Raw genomic sequence first — 11,233 nt, forward strand, 5'->3', positions numbered from 1 at the left:
GGCGGCTTTTGGAGGGAGCTTGGGCATGAGCCAGCCAATTCTGATCTGGGGCGCCGGTGCGATCGGCGGCACGCTGGGTGCGGCTTTCATCCGCGCCGGCGAGGATGTGATCTTCGTCGACAACGTCAAGGACCATGTCGATGCGATCAACGAGAACGGACTGAAGATCGTTGGCCCGATCTTCGAGGATACCGTCCAGGCCAGAGCGTATCTGCCGGAAGAGCTCGAAGGCCAGTATCAGCGGACTTTCCTCTGCGTCAAAGCCCATCACACGGAGGCGGCGGCAAGGTCTCTCGTCCAGCACCTCCCCGCAGACGGATATGTGGTCTCCGCCCAGAACGGGCTCAACGAACGCGTGATTGCCCGCATCGTCGGAGAACATCGCGTCATCGGCTGCTTCGTCAATTTCGGCGCGGACTACCTGGAACCGGGCGTCGTGCAGTATAGCGGCCATGGCGCCGCGGTGATCGGTGAACTCGACGGGCGTTTCACCGATCGCGCCGAGGATATCTATCAGCTGATGCGGCATGTCGAGCCGAAGGCCCTGATCACCAACAATATCTGGGGCTTCTTGTGGGGCAAGCTCATCTACGGTGCGCTGCTGTTCGGCACGGCTCTCACCAATGACAGCATCGCCGATGTACTCGATAATCCAATCGCCCGCCCGGTTCTGCGCCGGCTCGCGCTGGAAGTCGCGACGGTGGCGGCTATCAACAACATCCGGCCGGAAGCCTTCGACGGGTTCGATCCGGCTGCCTTCGGGCCGCTGGCCTCGCCGGAGCAGACCGACACGTCGTTCGACGACATGGTGGCGCATAATCGCAGGTCGGTGAAATCGCATTCCGGCATCTGGCGCGATCTCGCCGTGCGCAAGCGCAAGACCGAGGTGGACGCGCAGGTGATGCCGGTCGTCGAGATCGGCAGGGAATCACGCGTTCCGACGCCGCTTGCCGCCCGCCTGATCGCCATGATCCACGAGATCGAGGACGGTAAACGCCCGCTCGACATGGCCAATCTCGAAGAACTGGCGACGGTGACGGCATGAACATTTCGTTCGACGGCAAGGTGGTGATTGTCACGGGCGCCGCCCACGGTTTCGGCCGGGCGATCGCGCGAGGGTTCGCGAGCCGCGGCGCGGCGGTGCATGCCTGCGACGTCGATGCGGCGGGGCTCGATGAAACGGTCGGGCTCTGCGGGCCGAAGGCCGAGGCGCATGTGCTGGATGTCGGCAATCGCAACGCCGTGCAGGAGACCGTCCGGGCGATCGAGGCAACCTCCGGCGCGCCGGACGTGCTGGTCAACAATGCGGGCGGCGTGCGCGGGCAGGTGGGCCGGCCGATCGAGGAAATATCCGAAAGCGACTGGCAGACGATCTTCGACGTCAACCTGTCCGGCGCCTTCTTCATGGCCCAGGCGGTTGCGCCGGGCATGAAGCGGAAAAACGCAGGCCGCATCATCAATATCTCCAGCGGCGCCGGTCTTGGAATTTCGCTGACGGGCATCCAGGCCTATGCCAGCGCCAAGGCCGGCCAGATCGGGCTGACGCGCCAACTCGCCCATGAACTGGGGCCGTGGGGCATCACCGTCAACAATGTCGCGCCCGGCTTCGTGCGCTCCAACCCGGCGACCGAGCGCCAATGGGAAGCGATGGGCGAGGAAGGGCAGGCGCGGCTCCTGCAGAATATTGCCCTCAAACGCCTTGGTACGCCTGACGACATCGCGGCCATGGTGATGTTCTTCGCGTCCGACTTCGCCGGCTGGATTTCCGGGCAGATCATCAGCGTGGATGGCGGCAAATGAGCGTCGGGGGCCTATCTCGACGCGCATGATCAGGCCTGAAGAAGGGGCTCATTTCCGTTTGGCAATCTGCCAGAGAAAAAACGGACCACCGACGAGGGCGATCAGCAGGCCGACAGGCACCTGCCAGGGAAAGATGATCGTCCGGCTAAGCCAGTCGGCAACCGCCATTGTGACGCCGCCGAGGAACGCGCTGACGAAAAGCTGAGGCAGCGGCCGATGATAGCCGAGATAATCGGCGGCACGTGGCGCGATCAGCCCGACAAAACTCAGCGGGCCGACAAACACGGTTGCGGCAGCCGCGCAGAGCCCGGCCGCCAGGAGGATGGAGAGCCGCACGGTTTTCAACGGAACGCCGAGCGACAACGAGGTCGCCTGGCCGAGCGGCAGGATTTCCAGCCACCGCGACATAAGCGGTGAACCGGCCAGGATGGCGAGCAAGATGCAGCCCGCCGTTGCCGCATCGCCGAGAGTCGCCCGGTAGGTCGAGCCGGAGAGCCAGGCGAGCAGGAAATCGATACGCGGATCGCCGCTTGCCAGGACGAGCGCGGCAAGCCCCGTGCCGATGGTTGACAGGGAAATTCCCGCAAGCAGGATATGGTCGGGCGAAAAGGACGCCCTTGCCGCCATCAGCACGATTGCCCCGAGCGTCAGCAATGCGCCGGCCGCCGCCGCCAGGATCATGCTCGTCCGGTCGAGTTGGATACCGATCAGAAACAGCAGGATGATGCCGATCGCGGCCCCGGACGATATGCCGAGCACCTCCGGCGAAGCCATGGGATTGCCTGTCAGGCGCTGTATCAGCGTACCGGAGACGGCAAGGATCGCCCCCGCCGACAGGGCCACCAATGCGCGCGGCAGGCGTAGCGGCAGGAAGGTCGCAAGTTCGGCTCCGGAGGCCCAGTGCCACCCATCGACACCGCGTGCGAGAAGCAGGCTGAGGGCGATCGTTACGGCAATTGTGGCGATCGCCGCAAACGGCATCCACCAACCGATCACGTGGCGAGGCGACGCCATGCCGGACCCGCCGTGCGTCGGCATGATTGCCCGCATCCGCGGCAGAAGCAGGAGAAGCAGAGGAGCGCCGATGAGCGCCGTCGCCGTGCCTGTCGGCACTTCTTCCGACAGTGGCAGAACCTGCACGAGCTGGTCGGTGAACCAGAGGAGCAATGCGCCGCCTGCCGACGCTGCAACCATCCGCCGCGCAAAAGTGCGCGCGCCGAGCGCCCCTGCGATATGCGGCGCGGCAAGTCCGACGAAACCGATGACACCGACCGCGGCAACGACGGCCGCGCTTAGCCAGACGGCGACGGCCAGACCGGCCAGCCGGAGTACTGCAGGGGAAAATCCGAGGCTGCGGGTGCTTTCGTCATCAAGCTCGAGAATGCGCATCGGTCGGATCAAGCCTGTCGCCAGGGCAAATCCGATCAGCAGCTTGACCGAAAGGTTCGTCACCACGGCCGTGCCATTCTGGATGAGAGACCCCGTCTGCCAGATAAAAAGCTCCGTCATGTAGTCGCGGTCGAGGACGACGAGGAGCGCACTTGCCGAACCGCAGACCAGGCTGACGACGAGGCCTGCGAGCACCAGCAGAACCGGCGAGAGATGTCGGCGCCAGGCGATGAGGATGACCGCCGCCGTCGCCAACGCGCCGCCGCCGATCGCCACCAGCTCGCGACCGGTCTCCAGCAGGAATGGCGCAAGGATGGCGGCTGTGCCGAGCGCCAGGTTGGCCCCGGCTGCCGTGCCGACGGTTGCAGGTTCTGCGAGCGGGTTGCGCAGGGTCTGCTGGAAGATCGCCCCCGCAAGGCCGAGCGCTGCGCCGGCGACGATGCTGACCGCCACACGGGGAAGGGCGGAGTGATGGAAAAGCAACTGCCCGACATGGGTCGTGTCAGGTGCGATCAGTGCGCTCCACCAGAGGTTCAACGGCAGCAGCTCGGTTAGCCGAAGCGAGGTCAGGAGAACGCAAAGACCAGTAAACGCCAGGAGCGCGGGGATGGCGAACGGTGTTGATCTCTGCTCCAGCGAAGCCTGCCAGCCTGTTGTCATGCCGAAACCAGATTGTCGGCGAGCAGCGACGCGAAGCGGGCCGCTACATCCAGCCCGCCGAACGGCCAGAGGGTCGGAATGGAGGTGATCGGGTGGGCGCGCACGGCGGGCAGGTTTTGCCACAATGAACTTCTGCGCATCATCCGCACCGCATGCGGCATGATGGGCTCCAGACAAACGAGCCGGGCCTCATCGATGGTTGCGAGCTGCTCCACGCCGACCGTCGAAATCCCCCATTCGCTTGTCTCGCGGTCCCATGCGTTCCGAAGGTCCAGCCGGTCCAGCACATCCTGAAGCAGGCTGCCGGCACCGTAGATGCGCAGGTGCCGGTTGTCGAAAAAGGTGAAGAGGCAGAGAGGGGCAGCCTTGCGGTCCGCGAGCCGCAGGCGCGATTGGTTGATCGTCCGTTCCGTCCCAAGAAGAAGAGCTTCGGCCTCGCGCTCCCGCCCCAGGCGCTCGCCAAGCCTTTTCGTCTCCAGCCTGGCCTGCGCATATGGCGAGGTTTTGTCGGCATAGAGGGGGAGGTTGTAGGTCGGCGCGAAGCGTTCAAAATCGCTAACCTCCAATCCGTATCCGTAGGTTGCGATGATCAAGTCCGGATCGAGCTCTTCCAGCAGCTCAAGGCTCGGCTCGCCCCGTGATCCGAGGTCGAGCGTCGTCTCCGGCAATGTCGGCTGATCGACCCATTGCCTATATCCTTTGAGATCGCCGACGGCGATCGGCGCAAGTCCAAGGGACATCACCATCCCGGCCGCCGTCCACTCCAGGCAGGCGACGCGCCGGGGAGGGGATGACGCGAAACCGCGAAACGGGAAGGCGGCAAAGGCGCCCGTCCCGCCCAGGAACGCGCGCCTTGTCGGATAGTGGAAGCCAGCGCTCAAGTCGCCTTCCTTACCAGGTAACCCGCACGGAGGCAGTGATCCGGCGCCCTTCGCCATAGAAGCAACCGAAGCCGTCGGCAAAGCAGGAGGCAACGTAATCCTTGTCGAAAATGTTGCTGACGTTGAGCGAAAGTGTCGTGTTGTCCTTCTTGTAGCTGAGTGCCGCGTCGGCGAGCACATAGCTGGGAACCTTGAAGGTATTGGCGTCATCGCCCCAGGTCTTGCCCACATATCGAACGCCGCCGCCGATGGTGAGGCCTTCCAGCGGGCCATTCTGCAACTCGTAGTCCGCCCAGAGCGAGACACGGTGCCGGGCGACGCCGAAGGGCGTCTTGCCGACGTCACTTGTTCCGGCGCCAGAATCCCCGTTGGTTTCCTTTGTCACTTCCGTATCGAGATAGGTGTAGGCAAGCCGCACATCCAAACCGGAATCAAGGCTTGCCACACCCTCGAGTTCAATGCCGCGCGAGGTGATTTCCCCCGTCTGCGAAATTGTCGCTCCGCCCGGGCCACTATGGCTCACGACATTCTGGCGGGCGAGATCGAAGGCCGACACAGTCATGAAGGAGTTTGAACCCGGCGGTTGATACTTGATGCCGACCTCATATTGGCGGCCGGTCTCCGGTTCGAACCCCGCCTGGGTGATCGGGTTGAAGGATTCGGTATAGCTGACATAGGGCGCCAGGCCGCTGTCGGTGAGATAGACGAGGCCGGCACGTCCGGTGAACGCATCGTCTTTCATGTTCACGTTATTGCCGGATTCGACGGCATCGCGAGCCGTTCCCCATGCCCAGTCGTAACGTCCGCCCAATGTCAGCGTCCATCGATCGAGCTTGATCTGGTCCTGTCCATAGATGCCAAGCTGGCTCTGTACGGTTTCAGTGTTCCGGTAAGGCGCCATCGCGCCGATCAGGCTGCCGTAGACGGGATCGAAGATATCGAGCGTACCCACGGTACCGCTCGATGCATAGTCGCGATAGTAGTGGCGCTTGAAGTCGATACCGGCGAGCAGGGTATGTGCCAACTCACCCGTATCGAATTCGCCGATGATCTGCGTGTCGATCGTTGCGCCCTGGAGATTGGTGCTGCCGCCGTCGGCATAACGATCATAGGTCCGGCCGTCTGCCTGCAATCCGCCGCCGAAAACGCCCTGCTCCTCATGGGTCAGCCAGACATAGCGCGCGTTCTGCCGGATCTGCCAGACATCGTTGAAATGGTGTTCGAATTCGTAACCGACGGAGCCGAGCGTGTTGTTATATTCGTCGAAAGCAGGCTCACCGACAAAACGGCTATTCGGGATCTTGCCAAAAGGATTGCCGGAAACAGTGCCCGATGCCGGAAGATACTGCATGGCCCAGCCGGAGCGATCACGCTGATACTGGCCGAGAACGGTGAGCTTTGTGTCTTCGTCCGGCTTGAACGTGATCGCCGGCGCCAGGAAAAGGCGGTCGTCGTCGACGAAATCGATCTGCGTCGAGCTCTCGCGCACAACGCCGGTCATGCGATAGAACAGCGTGTCGTCGTTACCGACAGGTCCGCCGAAGTCGAACCGGCCCTCATAATGCTCGAAACTTCCGCCGACGATCTCGACCTCGCGCAGCACCTCTTCGGTCGGCCGTTTGCTGACGTAGTTGACCAAGCCACCGGGTGTGGCCTGTCCGTAGAGAACGGAAGCCGGGCCGCGCAGGACCTCATAACGCTCGGCGCCATAGGACTCGATGGCGTTGAACATGGCGAAATTGGAATCCTTGAGCTGCAGGCCGTCGCGGTAAAACACACCACTATTGCCCGTGCCCATGCCGCGAAGCTGGACCCCGAGACCGCGATTGTCCGTACCGTAGAGATCGCCGCTGGCGCCGGGAGTATAGCGCAGCGCGCTGTTGAGGCTGTTGACCCCCTGCACGTCCATCTGATCGCGCGTGATCACGGAAATAGACTGGGGGGTCTCGATCAGCGGCGTATCGGTCTTGGTGCCTGTCGCGCTACGGGTCGCCACGAAGCCGTCCACCGGCCCCCAGGCGGTCTCCGAGGTCAATATGATCGGAGCGAGCTCTGTCGCGCTGCCCGACGATGCGGCGGCACTGGTCGTGGTCGAATCCGTCAGCACGACGGTGTTGGCACCCTGGAACCGCCAAGAAAGGCCGCTTCCGGCGAGCAGCCGACCGAGCGCTTCCTCCGGGGATGCGGAACCGCTGAGACCCTGCGTGCGAGCGCCGGCCGGCAGGGTGCCGTTGAAAAGCACGTCGATACCCGTCACCGAGGAAAAGCGCACCAGAGCAGAAGAAAGGGGCTGGGCAGGGATCGAGAACGTGTAGGACGGTGCCGGAACCTGCGCCGCTGCCGGCATTGCCTGAAAGAGCGGAATGACGCAGGCGGTCGCCAGAAGCAGCTTGCGGAACGATCCTGCCGACATGCCTGGCAGATGGCTGTTGATGATAAGACGCGACACGAAAAATCCCCCTTAGGCAACGCGACAGACCAGCGCGATACACACGCTCTGATCATGGGGACGAACGTTTTCCCAAAAAACCTGAGTGAAATTTGAAATATTTATCTCGGGTAAATAAAGGTCAGCCATGGCGATAGGGTCTGGACCTTGATCGGCAGGCCGAGCGCCAGCGTGTCGAGGATGGTATCGGACCGCTTCACGTCGACGATGATCGTCACCCGGCTCTGCGCCAGTCTGTCGTCCATGACGATGATCTTGCCGGTGCGCCAGCGGGAGAGAGACGATACGACGTCCCGAAAGGGGGTCGAAAGGAAAACCAGCTTGCCGCTCCTCCAGGAAAGCTGCGTCTCGACGTCCGCTCCGACAGGCACCGACATCCGCCCGTTCCTGTAGATCAGGCTCTGCCCCTGCTCAACGCGCTGGAATTTGTCGCGAGTGGAAACGCTGACCGCATGTTCGGTGACCGTCACGGCGATCCCGTCTTCCTGGAAGCCGACCGAAAAGGCTGTGCCGAGCGCTGTTGAAAAGAGATCCGAGGCCTCGACGACGAAGGGGCGGGATGCGTCCGGTGCGACCTGGAAAAACGCCTCGCCTTTTTCAAGGACGACCCGGCGCCGTTCGGCATCGAAATTGAGTGCCAATGCGGTCCGGGTCGATAGCGTGGCAATAGAACCATCGGGCAGTGTCACCGAGGCGGTCTCACCCGTCCCGGTGCTGTAAGCCGCCGCCGGACCCAATAGGCGCATGCCGCCCCAGGCGGCGCCGGCGAGCACCACGGCAGCCCCGCCCGTTTTCAGGACGGTTCGCCGCGATGGGGACTGCGCCTTGCCGAGATCATGGACTATGCCGGCCCCGGACCATAACCGTTCCAGATCGGAATAGGCCTTGGCGTGTCTCTCGTCGGCCAGCAGCCATTCCCGAAGGCGCTGGCGGTCGGACGCAGTCTCGCGGCCATCCAGCAGAAGCGCGAACCACTCCGCTGCCCTGCGTGAGATCTCATTCTCTGCCTGTCTGTCGCCGTCCGGCGCTTCTTCCATGAGACGCGATTCCTCAAAACCCATGAACAGAACGAATAGGAGGGGGAGAAATCTGGTCCGGCATCATGAAAGAACTGCTTACATTCCGGCTTTCAACCGTTCCAGCGCAGTCACCATATGGCTGAAGACCGTTTTGGGAGAAATTCCGAGCTTTGTGCCGATCTCGACATAGCTTAGCCCTTCTATCCGCGAGAGCAGAAAGACCTGCCGGCACTTCGGCGGCAGCGAATTGACGATGTCCTGCAGCTTTTTCAATTCATCGCGGGTGAGAACCACGTCTTCGGCAGAAGGACGATTGTCTGCGACGTATTCGAGGTGATCGACGCCGGCGACGAAAGGTGCGATGCGCCGGCGACGTTCATGGTCGGCAGCCAGATTACGTCCGGTGGTCACGAAGTAACCGGCCAGGTCGGAGACGTCGCGCAGAAGACCAGGTCGCTCCCAGAGCCTCAGGAACGTATCTTGCGTGAGATCGGCTGTGGTCGCCGCACATTCCACCCGCCGTTGGATGGCGGCGGCCAGACGTTCTCTCACAGAGAGAAAAACCTCGAGAAAATCGCGTCTACGGATATCGTCCATGCCTCCGACTATACCGGCGCCCGGGGTGGCGGCAAGAGGCCTATCTAAAAATCATGACTAACTTCATCAGGTTTTTCAAGATCACGCATGACTCGAAATCGACGCGGGTTGCTGGTTCAACGAATGGGCGAAGCCGTCGTCGATCGCGCTTGATGAACCCTGACTGAGAGCGTCAGCGCAAGCGGTCCCCACCTTCGGGATCCAGCTCTATCAGGAAAACTTCCGAGTCCCCGGAGATAACCAGATCGTCCGCCGCTTCGGCGCCGAAGGTCAGGCAATCAAGTGGCCCGAGGTCAAATTTCTCCGAACCGAATACGATCGTGTGTTTTCCTGTGGCAAGGACGAATCTCAAAAATGCCGCCGGCGGCAGCGACACGGGCGTCGGCTGCCTGATGACGCGGTGAGAAAATCGGCCGCGCCGCGTCATCACGTTGAGGTCCGTCGTCACGCCATTGACCAACGTGGCAAAAACCGGCCTGTCGGCAGGAAACGGATAAGGCTCCGAATCGAGCTCGAGAGTGACGGACAGGCCGCCATCGATCGTCAGCTCCATTCCGGCACCGGAGAGGATCGACAGGGTTCGGTCCACGTCCGGAAAGATCGAGAACGGTCCGTCGGAGGCGACGGTCGCCATGCTGATGCGCCAGTCGAAGTCCTCGATCGATGCGTCGGCGGGAAAGACGGCGATCTCCACCGTCTCGCCGCCTCCGTTCTTCCACGGCATTCGCTTGTGGTCGGATGCGCGCAGGATTTTCATGGGTCAGTTCCCGAGAATGCCGGGCAGGCGAAGTCCGTTTTCCTGCGCGCAATCCACGGCGATCTCGTAGCCTGCATCCGCGTGACGCATGACGCCGGTGGCGGGGTCGTTCCAGAGCACCCGTTCGATGCGGCGGTCGGCGTCCTCGCTGCCGTCGCAGCAGATGACCATGCCGGAATGCTGCGAATAACCCATGCCGACACCGCCGCCGTGATGCAGCGAGACCCAGGTCGCACCAGACGCCGTATTCAGCAGCGCGTTCAGCAGCGGCCAGTCGGATACCGCATCCGAGCCGTCCTTCATCGCTTCCGTCTCCCGGTTGGGAGAGGCGACCGATCCGGAGTCGAGATGGTCGCGGCCGATCACGATCGGCGCTTTCAGCTCGCCATTGCGGACCATCTCGTTGAAGGCGAGGCCGAGCTTGTGGCGCACGCCGAGGCCCACCCAGCAGATGCGCGCCGGCAGGCCCTGGAAGGAAATCCGCTCGCGCGCCATGTCGAGCCAGTTATGGAGATGCGCATTGTCCGGCAGCAGTTCCTTCACCTTGGCATCGGTGCGGTAGATATCTTCCGGATCGCCCGAAAGGGCGGCCCAGCGGAACGGGCCGATGCCGCGGCAGAACAGCGGGCGGATATAGGCCGGCACGAAGCCCGGGAAGGCGAAGGCATTTTCCAGCCCCTCGTCCTTGGCGACCTGGCGGATGTTGTTGCCGTAGTCGAGCGTGGGAATGCCGGCGTTCCAGAAGGCGATCATCGCCTCCACATGTTCGCGCATCGATGCGCGGGCGGCTTTTTCCACCGCCTTCGGATCGGTTTCTCGCTTGGCCTTCCATTCCGCGATCGTCCAGCCCTTCGGCAGGTAGCCGTTGATCGGGTCGTGGGCCGAGGTCTGGTCGGTGACCATGTCCGGGCGGATGCCGCGGCGGACCATTTCGGGAAGAATTTCCGCGGCATTGCCGAGCAGGCCGACGGATTTTGCCTCGCCGGCTGCCGTCCAGCGGCCAATCATCTCCATGGCTTCATCAAGCGTTTCCGCCTTGGCATCGACATAGCGGGTGCGCAGCCGAAAATCGATGCTGTCCGGGTTGCATTCGACCGCCAGGCAGCAGGCGCCGGCCATGACGGCGGCAAGTGGCTGGGCGCCGCCCATGCCGCCAAGCCCACCGGTCAGGATCCACTTTCCCTTGAGGTTGCCGCCATAATGCTGGCGTCCGGCTTCCACGAAGGTCTCATAGGTGCCCTGCACGATGCCCTGGGTGCCGATATAGATCCACGACCCGGCGGTCATCTGGCCATACATGGCCAGTCCCTTCTTATCGAGCTCGTTGAAATGGTCCCAGGTGGCCCAGTGGGGCACGAGGTTCGAGTTGGCGATCAGCACGCGCGGCGCGTCCTTATGAGTGCGGAAGACACCGACCGGCTTGCCCGATTGCACCAGCAGCGTTTCCTCCTCCGTGAGCGTCTTCAGCGTCGCGACGATCCGGTCGAAATCGTCCCAGGTGCGGGCAGCGCGTCCGATGCCGCCATAAACGACCAGTTCATTGGGGTTTTCCGCCACGTCGGGATCGAGATTGTTCATCAGCATCCGCAGAGGCGCTTCCGTCATCCAGCTTTTGGCGTTGAGCTGGTTGCCGCGCGGGGCGCGGATTTCGCGGATATTGTGGCGGGGATTGGTCATCGGA

At 62.8% G+C, this 11,233-nt stretch carries 9 protein-coding genes; 2 read left to right on the forward strand and 7 right to left on the reverse strand.

The annotated features are described in order from the left end of the window. Nucleotides 1–25 precede the first annotated feature (25 nt). Nucleotides 26–1,045: a ketopantoate reductase family protein gene (locus C5J24_RS19455; protein ID WP_105420214.1), complete on the forward strand. Its 1,020-nt coding sequence runs from the start codon at nt 26–28 to the stop codon at nt 1,043–1,045. Further along, nucleotides 1,042–1,800 carry an SDR family NAD(P)-dependent oxidoreductase gene (locus C5J24_RS19460; protein WP_105420216.1) on the forward strand — a complete coding sequence of 253 codons (759 nt, stop codon included), beginning with the start codon at nt 1,042–1,044 and terminating at the stop codon, nt 1,798–1,800. The genes C5J24_RS19455 and C5J24_RS19460 overlap by 4 nt, the downstream gene beginning before the upstream one ends. 48 nt (nt 1,801–1,848) lie before the next feature. On the opposite strand, the gene fhuB is transcribed toward C5J24_RS19460, so the two are convergent. The 7 genes from fhuB to hutU all read right to left on the reverse strand — a co-directional run bounded on the left by fhuB (nt 1,849) and on the right by hutU (nt 11,229). Further along, entirely contained in the window at nt 1,849–3,849 is a 2,001-nt protein-coding gene (fhuB, locus tag C5J24_RS19465; protein WP_105420218.1) for a Fe(3+)-hydroxamate ABC transporter permease FhuB, read from the reverse strand. After that, nucleotides 3,846–4,787: an ABC transporter substrate-binding protein gene (locus C5J24_RS19470; RefSeq protein WP_245437439.1), complete on the reverse strand. Its 942-nt coding sequence runs from the start codon at nt 4,785–4,787 to the stop codon at nt 3,846–3,848. The genes fhuB and C5J24_RS19470 overlap by 4 nt, the downstream gene beginning before the upstream one ends. Beyond that, nucleotides 4,741–7,179 carry a TonB-dependent siderophore receptor gene (locus tag C5J24_RS19475; protein WP_245437440.1) on the reverse strand — a complete coding sequence of 813 codons (2,439 nt, stop codon included), beginning with the start codon at nt 7,177–7,179 and terminating at the stop codon, nt 4,741–4,743. The genes C5J24_RS19470 and C5J24_RS19475 overlap by 47 nt, the downstream gene beginning before the upstream one ends. 101 nt (nt 7,180–7,280) lie before the next feature. Further along, nucleotides 7,281–8,216 (reverse strand): FecR domain-containing protein, encoded by a 936-nt coding sequence (locus C5J24_RS19480; protein WP_105420222.1) that lies wholly within the window; start codon nt 8,214–8,216, stop codon nt 7,281–7,283. Between the two features lie 78 nt (nt 8,217–8,294). Next, on the reverse strand, nt 8,295–8,750 hold the full coding sequence (locus C5J24_RS19485) for an RNA polymerase sigma factor (RefSeq protein WP_245437441.1): 456 nt from the start codon (nt 8,748–8,750) through the stop codon (nt 8,295–8,297). 217 nt (nt 8,751–8,967) lie between these two features. Then, nucleotides 8,968–9,552 carry a HutD family protein gene (locus C5J24_RS19490; RefSeq protein WP_105420225.1) on the reverse strand — a complete coding sequence of 195 codons (585 nt, stop codon included), beginning with the start codon at nt 9,550–9,552 and terminating at the stop codon, nt 8,968–8,970. 3 nt (nt 9,553–9,555) lie between these two features. Continuing rightward, entirely contained in the window at nt 9,556–11,229 is a 1,674-nt protein-coding gene (gene hutU, locus C5J24_RS19495) for a urocanate hydratase (RefSeq protein WP_105403245.1), read from the reverse strand. Between the last annotated feature and the right edge of the window lie 4 nt (nt 11,230–11,233).

It is taken from the genome of Neorhizobium sp. T25_27, from assembly GCF_002968565.1.
Lineage (GTDB): Bacteria > Pseudomonadota > Alphaproteobacteria > Rhizobiales > Rhizobiaceae > Neorhizobium > Neorhizobium tomejilense.